The 19,451-nt window shown below is 63.6% G+C and carries 18 protein-coding genes; 16 read left to right on the top strand and 2 right to left on the bottom strand.

From position 1 onward, the window contains the following. Positions 1 to 279: 279 nt before the first annotated feature. Entirely contained in the window at positions 280 to 3,570 is a 3,291-nt protein-coding gene (pulA, locus tag L2I46_RS14940; RefSeq protein ID WP_023292029.1) for a pullulanase-type alpha-1,6-glucosidase, read from the bottom strand. A 184-nt stretch (positions 3,571 to 3,754) separates the two neighbouring features. On the opposite strand from pulA, the gene L2I46_RS14945 reads away from it, so the two are divergent. From L2I46_RS14945 to L2I46_RS15010, 14 genes are read left to right on the top strand one after another with little or no spacing between them, the layout of a single operon-like run. Continuing rightward, positions 3,755 to 3,892 carry a hypothetical protein gene (locus L2I46_RS14945; protein ID WP_032429281.1) on the top strand — a complete coding sequence of 46 codons (138 nt, stop codon included), beginning with the start codon at positions 3,755 to 3,757 and terminating at the stop codon, positions 3,890 to 3,892. Then, positions 3,877 to 4,719, top strand: a complete 843-nt coding sequence (gene gspC / locus L2I46_RS14950; RefSeq protein ID WP_236947989.1) for a type II secretion system protein GspC — start codon at positions 3,877 to 3,879, stop codon at positions 4,717 to 4,719. The genes L2I46_RS14945 and gspC overlap by 16 nt, the downstream gene beginning before the upstream one ends. A 9-nt stretch (positions 4,720 to 4,728) precedes the next feature. After that, positions 4,729 to 6,702, top strand: a complete 1,974-nt coding sequence (gene pulD, locus L2I46_RS14955) for a GspD family T2SS secretin variant PulD (RefSeq protein ID WP_023292027.1) — start codon at positions 4,729 to 4,731, stop codon at positions 6,700 to 6,702. Further along, the gene (gspE, locus tag L2I46_RS14960) at positions 6,699 to 8,192 is read left to right on the top strand and encodes a type II secretion system ATPase GspE (RefSeq protein ID WP_044521064.1); all 1,494 of its coding nucleotides are present in this window, start codon (positions 6,699 to 6,701) and stop codon (positions 8,190 to 8,192) included. Before pulD ends, gspE begins: the two co-directional genes overlap by 4 nt. 1 nt (position 8,193) lies before the next feature. Further along, the gene (gene gspF / locus L2I46_RS14965; RefSeq protein ID WP_236947990.1) at positions 8,194 to 9,408 is read left to right on the top strand and encodes a type II secretion system inner membrane protein GspF; all 1,215 of its coding nucleotides are present in this window, start codon (positions 8,194 to 8,196) and stop codon (positions 9,406 to 9,408) included. Positions 9,409 to 9,428: 20 nt separating this feature from the next. Next, complete coding sequence (gspG, locus tag L2I46_RS14970) at positions 9,429 to 9,851, top strand: type II secretion system major pseudopilin GspG (protein WP_002889054.1); 423 nt, start codon at positions 9,429 to 9,431, stop codon at positions 9,849 to 9,851. Further along, positions 9,851 to 10,366: a type II secretion system minor pseudopilin GspH gene (gspH, locus tag L2I46_RS14975; protein WP_048336417.1), complete on the top strand. Its 516-nt coding sequence runs from the start codon at positions 9,851 to 9,853 to the stop codon at positions 10,364 to 10,366. Before gspG ends, gspH begins: the two co-directional genes overlap by 1 nt. Then, positions 10,363 to 10,728: a type II secretion system minor pseudopilin GspI gene (gene gspI / locus L2I46_RS14980; RefSeq protein WP_032452553.1), complete on the top strand. Its 366-nt coding sequence runs from the start codon at positions 10,363 to 10,365 to the stop codon at positions 10,726 to 10,728. The genes gspH and gspI overlap by 4 nt, the downstream gene beginning before the upstream one ends. After that, on the top strand, positions 10,725 to 11,321 hold the full coding sequence (gene gspJ / locus L2I46_RS14985) for a type II secretion system minor pseudopilin GspJ (protein WP_023292022.1): 597 nt from the start codon (positions 10,725 to 10,727) through the stop codon (positions 11,319 to 11,321). The genes gspI and gspJ overlap by 4 nt, the downstream gene beginning before the upstream one ends. Further along, positions 11,318 to 12,298, top strand: coding sequence for a type II secretion system minor pseudopilin GspK (gene gspK, locus L2I46_RS14990; protein WP_236947991.1), 981 nt, complete (start codon positions 11,318 to 11,320; stop codon positions 12,296 to 12,298). The genes gspJ and gspK overlap by 4 nt, the downstream gene beginning before the upstream one ends. Next, positions 12,291 to 13,487 carry a type II secretion system protein GspL gene (gspL, locus tag L2I46_RS14995; protein ID WP_236947992.1) on the top strand — a complete coding sequence of 399 codons (1,197 nt, stop codon included), beginning with the start codon at positions 12,291 to 12,293 and terminating at the stop codon, positions 13,485 to 13,487. The genes gspK and gspL overlap by 8 nt, the downstream gene beginning before the upstream one ends. Further along, on the top strand, positions 13,480 to 13,965 hold the full coding sequence (locus L2I46_RS15000; protein WP_023292019.1) for a type II secretion system protein M: 486 nt from the start codon (positions 13,480 to 13,482) through the stop codon (positions 13,963 to 13,965). Before gspL ends, L2I46_RS15000 begins: the two co-directional genes overlap by 8 nt. Further along, complete coding sequence (locus L2I46_RS15005) at positions 13,955 to 14,683, top strand: type II secretion system protein N (RefSeq protein ID WP_049014316.1); 729 nt, start codon at positions 13,955 to 13,957, stop codon at positions 14,681 to 14,683. The genes L2I46_RS15000 and L2I46_RS15005 overlap by 11 nt, the downstream gene beginning before the upstream one ends. Positions 14,684 to 14,697: 14 nt before the next feature. After that, a complete protein-coding gene (locus tag L2I46_RS15010; protein WP_023292017.1) occupies positions 14,698 to 15,498 on the top strand; it encodes a prepilin peptidase in 801 nt (266 codons plus the stop codon). A 47-nt stretch (positions 15,499 to 15,545) separates the two neighbouring features. Here the strand turns inward: L2I46_RS15010 and hrpB are convergent, their stop codons facing one another. Continuing rightward, positions 15,546 to 17,975, bottom strand: coding sequence for an ATP-dependent helicase HrpB (hrpB, locus tag L2I46_RS15015; protein ID WP_044521056.1), 2,430 nt, complete (start codon positions 17,973 to 17,975; stop codon positions 15,546 to 15,548). 72 nt (positions 17,976 to 18,047) lie between these two features. Between hrpB and thpR the strand changes: the two genes are divergently transcribed. Both thpR and sfsA read left to right on the top strand, forming a co-directional pair. After that, entirely contained in the window at positions 18,048 to 18,584 is a 537-nt protein-coding gene (thpR, locus tag L2I46_RS15020; RefSeq protein ID WP_023292015.1) for an RNA 2',3'-cyclic phosphodiesterase, read from the top strand. Beyond that, entirely contained in the window at positions 18,584 to 19,300 is a 717-nt protein-coding gene (gene sfsA / locus L2I46_RS15025) for a DNA/RNA nuclease SfsA (RefSeq protein WP_023292014.1), read from the top strand. The genes thpR and sfsA overlap by 1 nt, the downstream gene beginning before the upstream one ends. The last annotated feature ends 151 nt before the right edge of the window (positions 19,301 to 19,451 follow it).

Raw genomic sequence — 19,451 nt, forward strand, 5'->3', positions numbered from 1 at the left:
GCCGCCACCCGGCAGAAAGGCGGCACAGCATCAAACCAGGTTTGTCATCAGCCAGAGGCGCCCTTACGGGCGCCCCAAACGGCTGACAAAGCGCAATCTTCAGGGATTGCCCGGCGGCGCTGCGCTTGCGCGGGCCTACAGCTAACTGCATAACGGTTTGATATTGCAGTCCTTCGTAGGCCGGGTAAGGCGAAAGCCGCCACCCGGCAGAAAGGCGGCACAGCATCAAACCAGGTTTGTCATCAGCCAGAGGCGCCCTTACGGGCGCCCCACGTCACGTTATTTACTGCTCACCGGCAGGCCGGCGCCCTGCGATTCGCCCTGCGGCAATTCGAGAACGGCAACCGACCAGGCCGGCAGCGTGACCGAGCCGTCAGCGGCAATCTGCACGCCGCTGGCCAGCGAACGGTCGCCCGCCGCCTGCTGGATGGCGCTCAGCTGGAGCGATGTGCCGGCGAAATCCTGCAGCGTCCGGCTTTCCGGGGCGGCGTTAATCGCCACCACGATGCCGTCGACGCGGCTGTCCAGACTGGCGCCAGCCTGCATCCCGTCATCGATGGTCATCACCAGCAGACCGGTCTGCTGATCGGCACCGGTATTGCGGAAGTCCACACGCTGCATCACCGTCGCGCCGTCGCCGAGGGTAAACAGCGGAGATGACTTACGCAGCGCGGTCAGCTCCTGATAAAACGCGGTCATCTGCTTGAGCTCGGCTTCACCCGGGGTGGCCACCCAGTCCTTCACGCGGGCGATGATGTCATAGTTGCTGCCATCATCGCTGCTGCGCGGCATACCGACGTTGTAGTTGTTGTCCTGCAGGGAGTAATCCACGCGGTTAAACCAGTCGCCGGAATCATACGAGTCGCGGGTAAAGGATTTGGAGCGCAGCAGCTCCGAACCCTGCTGGTCAAAGGCGATCCCCTGGCCGAGCATGACCGTGGCCAGCGACACCGCCTGCATCCGGACGCGGGTGTCGAGATCCGCCTCCTGAGCGGCTTTGTAGCTGATCATGTCCCACAGCGTCTGGTTGTCGTGTTTTGACACATAGTTCACGACTTCCGTCGGATCAGCCGCGTAGCCGCCAGGCGCGCCGTTATAATCAATCTCGCTGCCTCTCTTCACCGCGCCGTCTTTGTCGATCAGCACGAAGTCCGCAAGGTTACCGGCCATGCCGAGACGGGTCAGATCGGCGAGGTGGCGCGCCTGATCGTCGGTCAGGGTGGTCAGCTCATTCGGCAGAACGCCGGCCCCGCTGCCCACGCCCTGGTTCTGGCGCAATGCATCGCCGGAGTCGAACGGTCCGCCGCCGCGCACGGCGTCGCGCAGACGATCGGAGAACGTGCCGATCCCGGTGCCTTTGAGATTGATTTGCGAGGCAATTTCAAAGCGATCGCTCTGGTTGGAATCCCAGCCTTCGCCAAAGAAGTAGATATCCGGGTTCAGCGCTTTAATGCGCTCCCAGGCCGAGAGGATCTGCGCTTTCGGGTGGTAGCCCATCAGGTCGAAGCGGAAGCCATCGATCTTATAATCGGTGGTCCATACCGCCAGTGAATCGGCGATAAGCTTGGCGAACATCCGGTGCTCTGGCGCCGAGTCGGAGCAACAGGTGGCCGATTCCACGCTGCCGGTGGTTTCGTTCAGACGCTGATAGTACCAGGGGACGATCTTATCCAGCACCGAGGTGCGGTCGGTCGGGCCGGCGGCGTTGGTGTGGTTGTACACCACGTCCATAATGACGTTCATTCCCAGATCCTGCTTGATCGCCTGAATCATGGTGCGGAACTCTTTAATGCGCGCCGTGCCTTCCGGGTCGGTGGCGTAGGATCCTTCCGGTACTGTGTAGTGGAACGGATCGTAGCCCCAGTTATAGGAATCGGTCTGCGCCACCAGCGTATTCAACGCCTGCACCTGCGGGTTATCCTTACTGTCGTTCTGCTTCAGCTGAGTCAGCACCTCTTCAACCGTCGAACCGCTGTCGCAATAGCCCGCGAACTCGCTGCTCTTCACCGCGCTGTTGACCTCGCACAGGCGACTGAACGGCTGCTGAATATCGGCGACTTTGTCGCTGAACTCATTGACCGTCGCCAGATCGAAGACCGGCAGCAGCTCAATATGGGTCACGCCCGAGGCCGACAGCTGCTTCAGATGCTGAACCATATTGCTCTCCTGGGCGGTGAGCGCCAGATACTTACCGCGCAGCTCCGCAGGAACGGTTTGATCCCAGGCGGAGAGATCGCGAATATGCGATTCGTGGATCGTCATCTTCGCCAGGTCAGCTTTGGTTTTCTGCGCGTGCGGCATCGTCAGCCCGTCCCAGCCTTCCGGCTTCAGCGCGCTGTCGTTCAGATCGACCACCTGGCTGTACTCCGAGTTGGTCGACAAACTGTGGGCGTAGGGATCGGTCACTTCGTACTGCTCGACTTTGCGCGACTGCGGGTGGTAGACCGTCATCGCGTAGCGGTAGAACGCGCCTTTCAGGTCGCTCCCTCCCTGCCAGGACCAGGCGCCGGAGGCGCTGTCGCGGGTCATCGGGTGACTGGCAACCACTTTCTTGTCCGCACTGTAGAGCACCAGCTCGACCTGCTGCGCCGTGGGCGCCCAGACGCGGAAGGTCACGCCGCTATCGGTTAGCTGGGCGCCATAGCTCAGCGCCTCGGCGGCGGCGGCATAGGTATCATCCAGCACGCCGGCGGTCTGCACCTGGGTGGCGGAGCTCAGTATCCCGTCGCTTTCGGCGGATATCGCCACCGTCTCGCCCTGCAGCAATTCCTCGACGTTGACGTCATCCGGCAGCTTAAAGGCAGGATAGCTGGCGAGATGCGGGAAGCGCATGCTCACCTGCTGGCTGACGGTGGTCGGGGTCAGCTTGACATACTTATCGGTAAATTCGCCGTTACTGTCGGCGGCCACCTTACTGCTGTGGCTGTAATAGAGACGCACAATGGGTTTATTTTCCCCGCCCGGCCACAGCAGAGTGGTCTTATCGACCCAGTGCGCATCGGCCAGCGCCACGCCAAAGGCGGCGCGGAAGGCGTCGGCGCGGGAGTCATAGACCGCGCTGTTGCCGGCGATGACCGATACCGTCCGATCGGTGAAATCACTGAAAGAGACGCGCAAGTCGCTGTCGATAAGCTTATTGGTGCCATCGCGGACGATCACGTTGATACACCCGCTCTCTTTAGTCAGCGGGATCACCCAGTAAGGGCCATATTTGTCGCTGCCGGTCGGCGTGGTGCTGACATCATTCCAGTCCGCCACCGGCGCGCTCAGCGCATCACAGGTTTCGTTATTCCACAGATAGAGGTTTTTGCTGGCATAGTCGGCCGGCGCGCTGCTGGTGATGCCGGCGATATCGACGAGGTGAATGACAGCCTGGTTGGCAGAGGCCTGTACCGCTTCGCCAGGGACGGCAACGTCCGGTAAACGGACGACGACATCCTGCGGGTCGGGCGTGCCAGGATTACCGGGTTCGCCAGGTGAGCCAGAGGAAGAGGAGGAAGAGCTGTTATCACAGCCACTCAATAATACTAACGATCCAAGAAATAGGGCATGACAGGTATATCTGAGCATTCGATAGTCCCTAATATGCTTATTAAATTATAAAAGGTAAGAAAGGATGAATATCTTTACAGCGCGCTAATTAGATATTTTTGCTTTCTCAGGCGCAATCATCCCCCACAAATGAGAGGGGGGCGTAGGAAGCCGGGGGAGTAAATGAATAAAGGGAATGACGACCGCAAACCGCAAACTGATTATGATTCGCCACGCTTATCGCCATTCTCCGGCAATAATTCATTCAAAAGCCAATAATCACCTACCTGTTTCGGTAGGGTATTACGCCAGCGTGCAGAAAAATAAATTAGCAAAGGGATTAAAATGCCAATTTCTGTGATGGGGTTAACAAATATAAATAAAGGGATAATTAAATTATTACCCCGAATTGTGACGCTCATCATATTAATAACCGCCATTCCGCAGCTGGCGAAATTAACCTGGCGAGTGGTATTCCCTGTCAGTTCTGAGGATATTTCCGCCCTGCCGTTAACTGCGCCTCCGGCAGCGGAACCGGAATTAAAAAACGTGCGGCCCGCGTTTACCCTGTTTGGCCTGGCGACGAAAAATCCCCCCGCGCCAGCGGAGGCCACCAGCCTCGATCAGGTGCCGGTTTCCAGCCTGAAGCTACGCCTGGCCGGGCTGCTCGCCAGCAGCAACCCGGCGCGTTCCATCGCGATTATTGAAAAAGGAAATCAGCAGGTTAGCCTTAGCGTCGGCGATACCACCCCGGGATACGATGCACAGATCGCTGCCATCCTGCCAGACCGGATCATCGTCAACTATCAGGGGCGCCAGGAGGCCATTTTATTATTTAACGATACCCGCGCGTCGTCGTCATCGCCCGCCGCCGCGCTCCGTCCGCCCCTTATGAAGCGACTCCGTGAGCAGCCGCAAAATATCCTCACTTATTTAACGATTTCGCCGGTACTCAGCGGCGACAAACTGCAGGGCTACCGACTTAACCCTGGCAAAGACGCCTCGCTGTTTCGCCAGGCCGGCCTGCAGGCAAATGATTTGGCGATCGCCTTAAATGGCATCGATTTACGCGATCAGGAACAAGCGCAACAGGCGCTGCAGAATCTGGCCGATATGACCGAAATAACGCTAACCGTTGAGCGGGAAGGCCAACGACACGATATTGCTTTCTCCCTGGGGGATGAATAATTGCCAACCATGAAACGCCTGCGAAAAATGCTTCCTGCGCTGCTGATATTAACCCCGCTGCTATTTTCTCCGGCCGCCGCGGAGGAATTTTCCGCCAGTTTTAAAGGCACCGATATCCAGGAATTTATCAATACCGTCAGCAAAAACCTGAATAAAACGGTGATTATCGATCCCAGCGTACGCGGCACTATCACCGTGCGCAGTTACGATATGCTCAATGAAGAGCAATATTATCAATTCTTCCTCAGCGTGCTGGATGTATATGGCTTCGCCGTGATTAATATGAATAACGGCGTGCTGAAGGTGGTCCGCGCCAAAGATGCAAAGACCTCGGCCGTTCCGGTCGCCAGCGAGGCCGCGCCGGGCGAAGGCGATGAGGTCGTCACCCGGGTGGTGCCCCTGACCAACGTCGCCGCTCGCGATCTCGCGCCGCTGCTCCGCCAGCTGAACGATAACGCTGGCGCCGGCAGCGTGGTCCATTATGAACCTTCCAACGTCCTGCTGATGACCGGCCGCGCGGCGGTGATCAAACGCCTGCTGACCATTGTCGAACGCGTCGACAACGCCGGGGATCGCAGCGTGGTGACCGTGCCTCTCTCCTGGGCCTCCGCCGCGGAGGTGGTCAAACTGGTTACCGAACTCAATAAAGACACCAGCAAGTCGGCGCTGCCGGGATCGATGGTGGCGAACGTGGTGGCCGATGAGCGCACCAACTCGGTGCTAGTGAGCGGCGAGCCAAACTCCCGCCAGCGCATTATCGCCATGATCAAACAGCTCGACCGCCAGCAGGCGGTGCAGGGCAACACCAAAGTGATCTACCTGAAGTACGCCAAAGCCGCCGATCTGGTGGAGGTCCTGACCGGGATCAGCAGCTCGCTGCAGAATGATAAGCAAAGCGCCAAACCGGTGGCCGCGATCGATAAAAATATTATTATCAAAGCCCACGGCCAGACCAACGCCCTGATCGTCACCGCGGCGCCGGACGTGATGAACGATCTGGAGCGGGTGATCGCCCAGCTGGATATCCGCCGCCCGCAGGTGCTGGTGGAGGCGATTATCGCCGAAGTGCAGGATGCCGACGGACTCAACCTCGGTATCCAGTGGGCCAATAAAAACGCCGGCATGACCCAGTTTACCAACAGCGGATTGCCGATCTCCACCGCGATCGCCGGCGCCAACCAGTACAACAAAGACGGCACCATCAGCAGCTCGCTGGCCAGCGCCCTCGGCTCGTTTAACGGTATCGCCGCCGGCTTCTACCAGGGGAACTGGGCGATGCTGCTCACCGCCCTCTCCAGCAGTACCAAGAACGATATTCTGGCCACCCCCAGCATCGTCACCCTCGACAATATGCAAGCCACCTTCAACGTCGGCCAGGAAGTCCCGGTGTTAACCGGCTCGCAAACCACCTCCGGCGACAACATCTTCAATACCGTCGAGCGCAAAACCGTGGGCATTAAGCTGAAGGTGAAACCGCAGATTAACGAAGGCGATGCCGTGCTGCTGGAGATTGAGCAGGAAGTATCGAGCGTCGCCGATTCGGCCTCCAGCACCAGCAGCGATCTCGGAGCGACCTTTAATACCCGGACGGTGAATAACGCCGTGCTGGTGGGCAGCGGCGAAACGGTGGTGGTTGGCGGGCTGCTGGATAAAAGCGTCACCGATAGCGCCGACAAAGTGCCGCTGCTCGGCGACATCCCGGTGATCGGCGCGCTGTTCCGCTCCGACAGCAAGAAAGTGTCGAAACGCAACCTGATGCTGTTTATCCGCCCGACCATTATTCGCGACCGCGATGAGTACCGCCGGGCCTCCTCCGGCCAGTACACGGCCTTCAACGATGCGCAAACCAAACAGCGGGGCAAAGAGAGCAGCGAAGCATCGCTCAGCAACGATCTGCTGCACATCTATCCGCAGCAGGAGACCCAGGCCTTCCGCCAGGTTAGCGCCGCCATTGACGCTTTTAACCTCGGAGGCCGCCCATGACGCCAGCCGCCGAACGCCGTCCGCTGTTGCCCTTCGCGTGGGCCCGCGCGCACCATCTGGTGCTGCTCAGCGACGGCGAACGCTGCGAAGCGCTGTGCCGCGCTGATACCGCCGCCCGGGCGCTGCTGGAAGCGCGCCGCCTGGCGGACGGGCCGATGAGCGTCAGCCGTCTGGCGCCGGAAGCGTTCGAGAAAGTGCTGGTGCTCAGCTATCAGCGCGACTCGGCGGAAGCGCACCGGATGATGGCCGACATCGGCAATGAGCTTGACCTCTATACCCTCGCCGAAGAGCTGCCGGATACCGACGATCTGCTCGACAGCGAAGACGATGCGCCGATTATCCGTCTGATCAACGCCATGCTCACCGAGGCCATCAAAGAGAAAGCCTCCGATATCCATATCGAAACCTATGAGCGCCATTTGCAAATTCGCTTTCGCGTCGACGGCGTGCTGCGGGAAATTCTGCGCCCGCAGCGGCGGCTGGCCGCGCTGCTCATTTCGCGCATCAAGGTGATGGCGAGCCTGGACATTGCCGAAAAACGGGTGCCCCAGGATGGCCGCATGGCGCTGCGTATCGGCGGGCGGGCGATAGACGTGCGCGTCTCCACCCTGCCCTCCAGCCACGGCGAACGCGTGGTGCTGCGCCTGCTGGACAAAAACAGCGTCAACCTGGATCTGCAGACGCTGGGCATGCCCCCCGCCCTGCTTGACCAGGTCGACGCGCTGATCGCCCGGCCACACGGCATCATTCTGGTCACCGGACCGACCGGATCCGGGAAAAGCACAACGCTCTACGCCGCCCTCAGCCGCCTCGACGCCCGGGAGCGCAACATCATGACCATTGAAGATCCGGTGGAATATGAGCTGGAAGGTATCGGCCAGACCCAGGTCAACGCCAAAGTCGAGATGACCTTCGCCCGCGGCCTGCGCGCCATACTGCGCCAGGATCCGGACGTGGTGCTGGTGGGCGAAATCCGCGATGGCGAAACCGCCCAGATCGCCGTCCAGGCCTCGCTGACCGGCCACCTGGTGCTGTCGACGCTGCACACCAACAGCGCGCTGGGGGCCGTTTCCCGCCTGCAGGATATGGGGGTGGAGCCCTTTTTACTCTCTACTTCGCTGCTGGCGGTGATGTCGCAGCGGCTGGTGCGTCGGCTGTGCCCGCACTGTCGTCAGCCCTGGCAGGCGGATGCTGACGCCGCCCGGCAGATGGCGGTCCCGGCCGGTACGCCGCTGTGGCAGCCAAAAGGCTGCGCCCGGTGTAATTTCACCGGCTATCGCGGACGCACCGGCATTCACGAGCTGCTGCTCATTGACGACCGCGTCCGCGCCGCCATCCACCGCGGCGAAAATGAGATCACCCTGATCCAGCAGCTGGGGCCAGCCTGGCAGACCCTGCGCCATGCCGGGCGCGATAAAGCGCTGGCGGGGATCACCAGCTGGGAGGAGGTGATGCGGGTCACCGAACAGCAAACGGCGGACAGCGTCTGAGATGGCCCTCTTTCGCTATCAGGCGCTGGACGCGCAGGGCAAAACCCGCCGCGGCGTTCAACAGGCCGACTCCGCCCGCCACGCCCGCCAGCTGCTGCGGGACAAGGGCTGGCTGGCGCTGGAAGTGGCCGCCGCCGACCCGGCGAGCCGGCTGTGGCGCGGCGGGCTGATCGCCCGGCGCACCAGCGCCGGTGATTTAGCCCTGCTCACTCGCCAGCTGGCCACCCTGGTCGCCGCCGGCATTCCGCTGGAAAAAGCGCTCGATGCCGTCGCCCAGCAGTGCGAAAAGGCGTCGCTGAGAACGTTAATGGCTGGGGTGCGCAGCAAAGTGCTTGAAGGCCATTCGCTGGCGGAGGCGATGCGCGCCTATCCCGCCTGCTTCGATGGCCTGTTCTGCGCCATGGTGGCGGCCGGCGAAACCTCCGGCCATCTCGACGGCGTGCTGAACCGGCTGGCGGACTATACCGAGCAGCGCCAGCAGCTTCGCGCCCGCCTGCTACAGGCGATGATCTACCCCATCGTGCTGACGCTGGTCGCCATCAACGTGATCGCCATTCTGCTCTCCACCGTGGTGCCGAAAGTCGTCGAGCAGTTTGTCCATCTAAAACAGGCCCTGCCCTTCTCTACCCGGCTGCTGATGAGCCTGAGCGACATTGTGCGCAGCGCGGGCCCCTGGCTGGTGCTGCTGTCATTCCTGGCGCTGCTGGGGCTGCGCTATCTGCTGCGCCAGCCCGCCCGGCGGCTCGCCTGGGACCGGGCGCTGCTGCGTCTGCCGGTCATCGGCCGCGTGACGCGCAGCGTCAACAGCGCGCGCTACGCCCGCACCTTAAGCATTCTCAACGCCAGCGCGGTGCCGCTGCTGCTGTCGATGCGCATCAGCGCCGGCGTCCTCAGCAATGCCTGGGCGCGCAGCCAGCTGGAGACCGCCAGCGAATCGGTGCGCGAAGGCGTCAGCCTGCATCGCGCGCTGGAGGCCACAGCGCTGTTTCCGCCGATGATGCGCTACATGATCGCCAGCGGCGAGCAGAGCGGTGAGCTGACCGCCATGCTGGAGCGCGCGGCGGAGAACCAGGACCGGGAGCTGAGCGCGCAGATCCAGATGTCCCTCAGCCTGTTTGAACCCCTGCTGGTGGTCACCATGGCCGGCATGGTGCTGTTTATCGTGCTGGCCATCCTGCAGCCGATCCTGCAACTGAATACCCTTATGAGTATGTGACTGTATTAATGGAGAAAACTATGCAACGGCAACGCGGCTTCACGTTACTGGAAATTATGGTGGTGATCGTCATTCTCGGCATCCTCGCCAGCCTGGTGGTACCTAACCTGATGGGCAACAAGGAGAAAGCGGACCGCCAGAAGGTGGTCAGCGATCTGGTGGCGCTCGAGGGGGCGCTGGACATGTATAAGCTGGACAACAGCCGCTACCCGAATACCGAACAGGGATTGCAGGCGCTGGTGACCGCCCCGGCCGCCGAGCCGCATGCCCGCAACTACCCGGAAGGGGGCTATATCCGCCGCCTGCCGCAGGACCCGTGGGGAAATGAGTATCAGCTGTTAAGCCCCGGTCAGCATGGCGCCATTGACGTCTTCAGCGTCGGCCCGGACGGGATGCCCGACACCAATGACGACATCGGCAACTGGACCCTCGGGAAGAAATAGTGTCTCAGCGCGGTTTCACCCTCCTGGAAATGATGCTGGTCCTGCTGCTGATCGGCATCAGCGCCAGCATGGTGCTGCTGGCGTTTCCCTCCGCCCGCACCCAGGAGGCCACGCAGATCCTGGCGCGCTTTCAGGCGCAGCTGGACTTTGTCCGCGAGCGCGGGCAGCAAACCGGCCAGCTCTTCGGGATCGTCATCCACCCTGACCGCTGGCAGTTTATGCGTTTGCAGCCTGCAGAAGAAGGCGCCCCGGCGGCGGCTGACGACCGCTGGGGCAACGCGCAGTGGCTGCCGCTGCAGGCCGGGCGCGCCACCACGGCGGAAACCCTCCCGCAGGCCAGGCTGACGCTGCGCTTTCCCGACGGCCAGGCGTGGACGCCGGGCGAGCAGCCCGACGTGATCATCTTCCCCGGCGGCGAAGTCACGCCGTTTCAGCTGCGGATTGACGCCGCGACGGGCATCAACATCGACGCCCAGGGCGACAGTCAGCCGCTGGCGGCGCGGGAGCAGCCATGAAACGCGAGAGCGGAATGACGCTTATCGAAGTGATGGTCGCGCTGGTGATTTTCGCCCTCGCCGGCCTGGCGGTGATGCAGTCCACCCTGCAGCAGACGCGCCAGCTTGGGCGTATGGAAGAGAAAATCCTCGCCAGCTGGCTGGCGGATAATCAGCTGGTGCAGCTGCGGCTGGAGAAACGCTGGCCCGCCCTCAGCTGGTCCGAAACCACCGTGGAGGCCGCCGGGACGCGCTGGTTCGTCCGCTGGCAGGGGGTGGAAACCGCGCTGCCGCAGCTGCGGGCGCTGGACGTGGAGGTCCGGCGGCAAAAAAGCGATCCCGCGCCGCTGGCTACGCTTCGCACCTGGGTGACGTCGCCATGATAACGAAAATGCGCGGTTTCACCCTGATTGAAACGCTGCTGGCGCTGGCTATCCTCGCCGTCCTCAGCGCCGCCGCCGTGATGGTGCTGCAGAACGTCATCCGCGCCGATGGCCTGACCCGCGAGAAGAGCCAGCAGATCGCCGCCCTCCAGCGCGCCTTTCGCCAGATCGCCGATGATGTCACGCACATCATTCCCCGTCGCGCCAGAAACAGCGACACGCTTTTCTTCGCCGGACGTTTCCAGTTGCAGAGCGACGACTGGGGGCTGGCCTTCAGCCGCAGCGGCTGGCCGAATCCGCTGGGGATCCTCCCGCGCTCGGAGATCCAGAACGTCAGCTACCGCCTGCGCCAGCAGCAGCTTGAACGACTCAGCTTCGATCAGCAGGATCCGCTGACCGGCAGCCAGCCGACGGTCCGGGTGCTGCTGCGCGAGGTGACGGCGTTTCGCCTGCGGTTTTATGCCGACGGGCGCTGGCAGGAAACCTGGGACCGCTCGCAGTCGCTGCCGCAGGGGCTGGAGATCACCCTGACGCTGGCGAACAGCGGGGAGATAACCCGCCTGTTTTTACTCACCCCGGGAGGCGGCCAGTGAAAAATCGGCAACGCGGCGTCGCGCTCCTAATGGTGCTGTTCATCCTCGCCCTGATGATGATCCTCGCCAGCGCCATGACCGAACGCACCTCGGTCATGTATCAACACACCGCCGTGACCCTCGATAATCTGCAGGCCAGATGGTACGCCCTGGCGGCGGAAAACATGGCCGCCGCGCTGCTGCAACGCGACGCGCTGGACTCGCCCAGTCAAACGAACCTGGCGCAAACCTGGGCGCAGGAGGGGCGCCGCTTTACCCTCGACGATGGCGAAATCCTCGCCACGATCCGCGACGGGCACGCCTGCTTTAATCTCAATGCCATCAACCATCGCGCGGATGAGACCAGCGGCGGTACGCCCTACCCGACCGACGTCTTCGCCCGGCTGCTGGCGCTGCTCGGCGAGTCGCCGCTGCGCGCCAGCCAGATCGCCGCCGCCCTCGGCGACTGGACGGACAGCGACGGCCAGCCGCGGCTGAACGGCGCGGAAGACGAGGTCTATATGGCGCAAACCCCGGGCTATCTCGCCGCCAACCAGCCGATGCAGGATGTCAGCGAGCTGCGCCTGCTGGCCGGAATGGACGCCGCGCTCTATCAGCGCCTGCTCCCCTTCGTCTGCGTCCAGCCGGATGATGCGCTGCAGGTCAATGTCAACACCCTGCGCCCCTCCCAGGCCGCCCTGCTGGAGGCCCTCTTTCCCGGCGATCTGACGCTACAGGAGGCGCAACAGCTGCTGCACAACCGCCCGCGAACCGGGTGGAGCAGCGTCGCCGCCTTTCTCGCGCAGCCGACGCTGCAGAAAACCGATACCACGCTCGCCCGTCCCTGGCTGACGGTGCACAGCACACGCTTTATCGCCGCCTTCACCGTTGTGACCGGCAACCTTCGCTTTCAGCTGCACAGCGTCCTGCAACAGGAGGGGCGCGCCTTTACCGTCGTCCAGCGGCGATACGGACTTTCTATGGTGGTTGATGAATAAGTTTAACGCTTCCCCCCAGGCCATGCTGATCGTGCGCTTCGCCCCCGGGCAGGCGCCGCTGCACTGGCAACTCTTCGCCCCCGGCGAGCCGCACCACGAAGCCAGCGGCCGGTGGCCGGCTGACGACGCCAGCCCTTTCCCGACACTGGCGGCGCATTACCCGGCCTGGGTGCTGATCCCGGCCAGCGACTGCGCGTTTCACACCCTCACCCTGCCGGCGGGCCTGCGTAAACCGCCGCTGCAGGTGGCCCCCTTCCTGCTGGAAGAGCAGCTGGCCGACGAGGTGGAAGCCACCCATTTTGCCCTGCTCCACCGCCAGCAGGCCCAGTGCGAGATCGTCGCCGTGCAGCGGCAAAAAATGCGCGACTGGCTGGCGCGCTGCGAGTCGCTCTCGCTACGGCCCCTGGCGTTGACGCCCGATGTGCTGGCCCTGCCCTGGCAACCGCCGGCGTGGAGCGCGGTGCAGGCGGACGACCAGTGGCTGATCCGCCACCAGCCATGGGCCGGCATGGCGGCGGAAAGCCACTGGCTGGCGGAGCTGCTGCAGGGCGAGGCGGAAGAGCACGTCATCGACAGCTATTCGCCGCCCCCCGCGGCGCCGGGAGAGTGGCGCGCGCAGCCTGCGCAGACGCTGCTCTCCCTTGCCGCAAGTCATCCGGCGGCGCAGAAGCTCAGTCTGCTGCAGGGGGAGTTCGCCGTCCGCCGTCGGCGGCCTGATCAGACGAGCTGGCGTCCGGCGCGGTATGCCGCGCTGGCCCTGGCGCTGCTGGCGGCGGTGAACAGCGTGCTGGATCATCGCGATCTGGCGCGTCAGGCCGAGGCCGCCCGGCAGGCCAGCCGGGCCTACTATCATCGCTGGTTTCCAACGGAGAAAAAGGTGATTAACCCGCGACTGCAGATGCAGCAGCATCTGCAAACCCTTGCCCGTCAGGCGCAGCATGCCCCCCTCGTCGACCGCCTCAGCGCGTTGCAAAACATCATCAGCGAAACGCCGGGGATCCGCCTGCGGGCGCTGAGCTGGGATGCCGCAGGCAACCGTCTGCAGCTGGATATCGCCGCGGCCTCTTCCCGGGCGCTGGAGCAGTTTACCCAGCGAGCGCAGCCGCGGTTTCGCGTCCGGCCAGGCGACATGACCACCAGGCCGGATGGCATTGAGGGACAGCTGACGCTGGAGGAAAACGATGGCTAATCTGCTCATCTGGTGGCGGCAGCGCACGCTATCCGAGCAGCGCCTGCTGCTCGGCCTGGCGGGATTGCTGACAGCCTGCGCCCTCTGGTACGGGCTGTGGCAGCCCTGGCGGGCCCGCGAGGCGCAGTGGCGGCAAACCCTGGTGAAAGAGCAGGCCAGCCTGCGCTGGATGACGCAGCAGGGTCCGCGCCTGCAGCAGCTCAGCCAGCAGCCCGCGCCGGCGGCAAAAGAGGCGCTCACCGCGCTGGTGATGCGCGAGGCGGCGAGCCACGGGCTGGAAGTCGTTCGTCTGCAGCCGCAGGGGAAACGTCTGCAGGTCACCCTTCAGCCCTGCGCCTTCCAGGCGCTAATGGACTGGCTGGACGCCCCGGCGATGCGCGGCGTCAACGCGGTCTCGCTGTCCGTAACCGGGCAGCCGTCGCGGCCGGGCTGGGTCACGGTCAACCATCTGCTGCTGGAGCGCGACGATGAAAGCTAACGGGCTCGCAGGTGGGCTACTGCTGGCGCTCTATCTGCTGTGGTTGACCGCCACCGCCCCGGCGCGTCTGTTAGTCCCGATGCTGCCGCCTGAGGTACAGGTGGCCAACCTTAGCGGCAGCATCTGGCGCGGCGCGGCGCAGTCGGTCTCCTGGCGCGGCGTGCGGCTTGAGCGGCTGACGTGGTCGCTCACCCTGGCTGGCTGGCAGGTCGCGCTCAGCGATCCCCGCGGCGTGGAGGGCCAGGCCCGGCTGTGGGGCATCCGCGATCTGCGTCTGCAGGAGGGGCGGCTCACCGCCCCCGCCAGCCTGCTTGGACGCTGGCTAACGCCGACTATGCCCGTCAGCGCCGAGGGAGAGGTCACGTTCAGCCTGGCCGAAGCGCACTTCAGCGAGGGGCGCTGCCGGCAAATCACCGCCGGACGCGCGCAGTGGCGTCAGGCCCGGCTGCACTCTCCGGTCGGTAGCCTGGAGCTGGCCCAGGTCAGTGGCGCCTTAAGCTGTACGGCGAACGGCGCCGTGGCGCTGGCCATCCGCCAGGATTCTCATCAGTTGAGCCTCAGCGGCCAGGGAACCCTGTCGCCCGATGGCCGCTATCTGTTTCGCGGTACGCTACAGCCCCGTCAGGGGATGCCGCCCCTGCTGGCGCTGCTGGTCACCCGCCCGATGGCGAAAAACGCCCCGGGCCCGACGCCGTGGCAGCTGCAGGGAAAATGGTGATTAAAGGAGCAAAAATGACGACATTAGCCGCATTATCGCTGCATTTTCCCCTTGTCTGGTATGGTTTCCTGCTGCTGTTCGGCCTGGCGCTGGGCAGCTTTTACAACGTGGTGATCTACCGTCTGCCGCGCATGCTGACCCAAACCGCGGACGACGAGCCGATAACCCTCAGCACGCCGGGCTCATCCTGCCCGCAGTGTCGCCAGCCGATAGCCTGGCGGGACAATATCCCGCTGCTCAGCTTCCTCTGGCTAGGCCGTCGCGCCCGCTGCTGTCAGGCGCGCATCTCGTGGAGCTATCCGCTGACCGAGCTGGCTACCGGCCTGCTGTTTATCCTCGCCGGGGCGCTGCTCGCGCCGGGCCTGGCGCTGGCGGGCGGCCTGGTGCTGCTCTCCTTCCTGCTGATACTGGCGCGGATTGACGCCCGGACCCAGCTGCTGCCCGATCGCCTGACCCTGCCCCTGCTGTGGGCCGGACTGCTGTTTAATCTTAACGAGGTGTACATTGCGCTGCCGGACGCGGTCGCCGGGGCGATGGCCGGTTATCTGGCGCTGTGGTCGGTCTACTGGCTGTTCCGCCTGCTGACCGGCAAAGAGGCCCTGGGCTATGGCGATTTTAAGCTGCTGGCGGCGCTGGGCGCCTGGTGCGGCTGGCAGGCTCTGCCGCAGGTGCTGTTGCTCGCCTCGGCCAGCGGGCTGGCGTGGACCCTGCTGCAACGCCTGTGGACCCGGCAGTCGCTGCAGCAGCCGCTGGCCTTCGGCCCCTGGCTGGCGCTGGCGGGAGGGGGCGTTTTTCTCTGGCAGCAGATGGTCTAGCGTGAGTGGTTCGCCTGGCCGGGCAGAATGCCGCCCGGCGCCTGGGGCTACGAATATTTTTTGCTGCGCCGGGTCGGGGCGGCGTTGGCCGGATCGTCCGGCCAGACGTGTTTCGGATAACGTCCCTTCATCTCTTTTTGCACCTCGCGGTAGCTTCCCTGCCAGAAGGCGCTGAGATCGCGAGTGATCTGCAGAGGACGCTGGGCGGGCGACAGCAGCTCCAGCACCAGCGGCACCCGCCCCTCGGCGATAACCGGCGTCGTGGCCTCGCCGAACATCTCCTGCATACGCACCGCCAGCGCCGGCGGGTTCTCCGCATGGTATCGGATCGCCAGACGGCTGCCGGTCGGCACGGTATAGTGCGTCGGCAGCTCGCGATCCAGCTTCTGGCGCAGCGGCCACGGCAGCCAGTCCTGTAGCGCCTGACGCAGATCCAACGCCTTCAGCGCCCGCAGCGAGTGAACGCCGTTCATCTGCGGCAGCAGCCATGCCTCCAGCGAGGCCAGCAGCGAAGCGTCATCCACCGCGGGCCATGCCTCTTCCGGCAGCCACTGCGCCGCACACTGCAGCCGCAGTCGCAGCTGCTCGGCCTCTGGCGTCCAGTTGAGCACCGCAAGGCCTTTCTCACGAATACCATTGAGCATCGCCTGATGCAGCTCCGCCTCAGATGGCTTCGCCAGCGGCTGGGTCTTGATCACCAATTGGCCCGTCACGGTCCGCCGCCAGGCTTTCAGCGTCCCCTGCGCTTCATCCCACTCCACCGTGTCGGAACGCTGCGCCAGCTCGGGACGGGCGGCGATCAGCTCGCCGATATCCACCGGCAGAGCCAGCAGCATGCGGGCATCCGGCGAGGCGCTGCCCTGCAGCAGCAGCGGGGCGATCAGCCACTCATGGCGGCCCAGCGCGTCGTCGGCGTCAAGCATCGCGCCCATGCCGTTCGCCAGCTGATAGCGTCCCTCCTGACCGCGGCGACGGGCGATGCGGTCGGCGAAGGCCGACGCCAGTAGCGCGGCCATTCGTCCGGCGTCGGGCTGTCCGCTGCGGCAGGCCAGACGCTTCATCAGCTGCTGCGCCCGCTGCTGCCAGTTGGCCTGCTGACGGGAAAAAACGGCGGCCAAATCCACCAGTCCGCCGCGCGGCGGCTCCTCGAGGATCGCCGCCAGCCTGGCCGCCGTCGCCACCTCGTCATCGGTCTGCGCAGCGGCCAGCATCGCCGCCAGCCGGGGCTCGTTGCCGAGGGTCGCCATTTTGCGGCCAAACGCCGACAGCCGCTCGCCGTCCAGCGCCGAGAGCGCCTCCAGCAGGCGGCGCGCGGCGGCCAGGTTCACCGCCGGCGGCTGATCCAGCCAGGCCAGCGCAGCCGGATCGTGGCACCCCCACTGCAGCAGCTCCAGCAACAGCGCCGACAGATCGCTGTGCAGGATTTCCGGTTCGCTCTGCGCCGCCGCTCGTTCGGCCTGTTCTTTGCCAAGCAAATGCAGGCAGATCCCCGGGGAGAGACGACCGGCGCGTCCGGCGCGCTGCGTCATCGATGCCTGGCTGATGCGCTGCGTCACCAGCCGGGTCAGGCCGGTGCGCGGGTCAAAGCGGGCAACCCGCTCCTGGGCGCTGTCGACCACCAGGCGGATGCCCTCGATGGTCAAACTGGTCTCGGCAATGTTGGTGGCCAGCACCACTTTGCGCTTCCCGGCCGGCGCCGGGAGGATCGCTTTGCGCTGCTCGCTCAGGGGCAGCGCGCCATACAGCGGACAGAGGATGACATCCTCCGCCACGCGCTCCGTCAGCTGGTCGAGAACGCGCTGGATCTCGCCGACGCCGGGCAGAAACAGCAGCATCGACCCTTGTTCATGCCGCAGGAGCTCCGCCGCCGCTACCGCCACCGCCTCATCAAAACGCTGGTGCGCGGAGAGCGGGCTGAAGCGACGCTCCACCGGATAAGCGCGCCCCTCCGAGACCACCACCGGCGCCTCCGGCAGCAGACGCTGCAGGCGCTCGTTATCGAGGGTCGCCGACATAATCAGCAGTTTGAGATCGTCACGTAACCCCTGCTGGACATCAAGCAGCAGGGCCAGCGCCAGATCCGCCTGCAGGCTGCGCTCGTGAAACTCATCGAGGATCACCAGCCCCACGCCCGTCAGCTCGGGATCGCGCTGGATCATGCGCGTCAGGATCCCCTCCGTGACCACCTCCAGGCGGGTCTGCGGTCCGACGCAGGTTTCGGCGCGCATGCGGTAACCCACGGTCTCCCCCGGCTTTTCGCCGAGCAGTTCAGCCAGCCGCTGCGCGACATTGCGCGCCGCCAGACGCCTCGGCTCCAGCAGGATAATGCGTCCCGTGATGTTGCCCTCGGCAAGGATCTGCAGCGGCAGCCAGGTCGACTTCCCGGCGCCGGTCGGCGCATTGAGCAAAACCTGCGGCGCATGCTGCAGGGCGGATAACAATTCTGGGAGGACGGCGGCAACCGGCAATGAGGACACAAAAGGCTCCGGGGGTTAACATTCAGGGGCTCGCATTGTAGCATCCCCCTAATTCATTACCGAGTCTCTATCATGTCTGAGCCGAAAAGGCTGTTTTTTGCGATTGAACTGCCGCCTGCCATCCGCAAACAGATTGTCCAGTGGCGGGCAACGCACTTCCCGGAGGATGCCGGCAGGCCCGTCGCGGCGGATAACCTTCACCTCACGCTGGCGTTTCTCGGCGAGGTGAGCGCGGAAAAACAGCGGGCGCTGACCGCCCTCGCCGGCCGCCTCCAGCCGCCGGGCTTTACCCTGACGCTGGACGATGCCGGACAGTGGCTGCGCTCGCGGGTGGTCTGGCTCGGGACCCGTCAGCCGCCGCGCGGCCTGCTGCAGCTCGCCAGCATGCTGCGCGCTCAGGCGGCGCGCAGCGGCTGCTATCAGAGTCCGCAGCCGTTTCATCCGCATATTACCCTGTGGCGCGACGCCCGCCAGGCGGTGCCGATCCCGCCGCCCGGCTTTCGCTGGACGTTTCCGGTGAACGAGTTCGTGCTCTATGAATCCAGCTTTAGCCGGGGGCGCACGCGCTACACGGCGCTGGAACATTATCCGTTTGATAAGGAAAGTTGATGCAGTTTGATCCGCCGTTGCAGCCCGCCATTTTGCTTAAACGTTACAAACGATTTCTTGCCGACGTGGTGACCCCCGATGGCCGCGAGCTGACGCTCCACTGCCCGAATACCGGGGCGATGACCGGCTGCGCCGCCCCGGGCGACACCGTCTGGTATTCCACCTCTGACAATGTGAAGCGCAAATATGCCCACACCTGGGAATTAACTGAAACGCAGCAGGGCGCCGTTATTTGCGTCAATACGCTGCGCGCGAATACGCTGGCGAAAGAGGCGATTTCCGCCGGAATAATCCCTGAACTTTCAGGCTATAACCAGCTGAAAAGCGAAGTGAAATATGGCGCAGAGAATAGCCGTATCGATATTATGTTACAGGCAGATGATCGCCAAAACTGCTATATTGAAGTGAAATCGGTTACGTTGGCGGAGAAAGAATACGGTTATTTTCCCGATGCGGTGACCACGCGCGGTCAGAAGCACCTGCGGGAGCTGATGGCCGTCGCGGCAAATGGCGACCGCGCGGTGATTTTATTTGCCGTCCTGCATTCGGCAATTGACCGTTTCTCTCCCGCGCATCATATTGATGCCAGATACGCACAGCTGTTAACAGAAGCCCGCGACAAGGGGGTGGAAATTCTCGCCTGGAAAGCGGAACTTTCTACGACGAGGATGACTCTGAATAAGCCGATCGCCGTGGTGTTAAACCCCGGTAAATAAGTGGCTAAATAGTGTTCGGGTCGCAAGCGCGAATACGCTTTTCTTCACAGGGTTGTCAAGTGTAACGTTTAGATAATTGCTATCCGGAAAAGCATCTGCTATTTATAGCGGCCTGATTTTCCCCCACATGGGGATCGATAGTGCGTGTTAA

It is taken from the genome of Klebsiella sp. 2019SCSN059, assembly GCF_021739525.1.
GTDB lineage: Bacteria > Pseudomonadota > Gammaproteobacteria > Enterobacterales > Enterobacteriaceae > Klebsiella > Klebsiella quasipneumoniae.

What these genes read in the sequence shown, in the direction of transcription:
- pulA (WP_023292029.1), bottom strand. Translation starts at nt 3,570, where the DNA reads ATGCTCAGATATACCTGTCATGCCCTATTTCTTGGATCGTTAGTATTA.
- L2I46_RS14945 (WP_032429281.1), top strand. Translation starts at nt 3,755, where the DNA reads ATGATTCGCCACGCTTATCGCCATTCTCCGGCAATAATTCATTCAAAA.
- gspC (WP_236947989.1), top strand. Translation starts at nt 3,877, where the DNA reads ATGCCAATTTCTGTGATGGGGTTAACAAATATAAATAAAGGGATAATT.
- pulD (WP_023292027.1), top strand. Translation starts at nt 4,729, where the DNA reads ATGAAACGCCTGCGAAAAATGCTTCCTGCGCTGCTGATATTAACCCCG.
- gspE (WP_044521064.1), top strand. Translation starts at nt 6,699, where the DNA reads ATGACGCCAGCCGCCGAACGCCGTCCGCTGTTGCCCTTCGCGTGGGCC.
- gspF (WP_236947990.1), top strand. Translation starts at nt 8,194, where the DNA reads ATGGCCCTCTTTCGCTATCAGGCGCTGGACGCGCAGGGCAAAACCCGC.
- gspG (WP_002889054.1), top strand. Translation starts at nt 9,429, where the DNA reads ATGCAACGGCAACGCGGCTTCACGTTACTGGAAATTATGGTGGTGATC.
- gspI (WP_032452553.1), top strand. Translation starts at nt 10,363, where the DNA reads ATGAAACGCGAGAGCGGAATGACGCTTATCGAAGTGATGGTCGCGCTG.
- gspJ (WP_023292022.1), top strand. Translation starts at nt 10,725, where the DNA reads ATGATAACGAAAATGCGCGGTTTCACCCTGATTGAAACGCTGCTGGCG.
- gspL (WP_236947992.1), top strand. Translation starts at nt 12,291, where the DNA reads ATGAATAAGTTTAACGCTTCCCCCCAGGCCATGCTGATCGTGCGCTTC.
- L2I46_RS15000 (WP_023292019.1), top strand. Translation starts at nt 13,480, where the DNA reads ATGGCTAATCTGCTCATCTGGTGGCGGCAGCGCACGCTATCCGAGCAG.
- L2I46_RS15005 (WP_049014316.1), top strand. Translation starts at nt 13,955, where the DNA reads ATGAAAGCTAACGGGCTCGCAGGTGGGCTACTGCTGGCGCTCTATCTG.
- L2I46_RS15010 (WP_023292017.1), top strand. Translation starts at nt 14,698, where the DNA reads ATGACGACATTAGCCGCATTATCGCTGCATTTTCCCCTTGTCTGGTAT.
- thpR (WP_023292015.1), top strand. Translation starts at nt 18,048, where the DNA reads ATGTCTGAGCCGAAAAGGCTGTTTTTTGCGATTGAACTGCCGCCTGCC.
- sfsA (WP_023292014.1), top strand. Translation starts at nt 18,584, where the DNA reads ATGCAGTTTGATCCGCCGTTGCAGCCCGCCATTTTGCTTAAACGTTAC.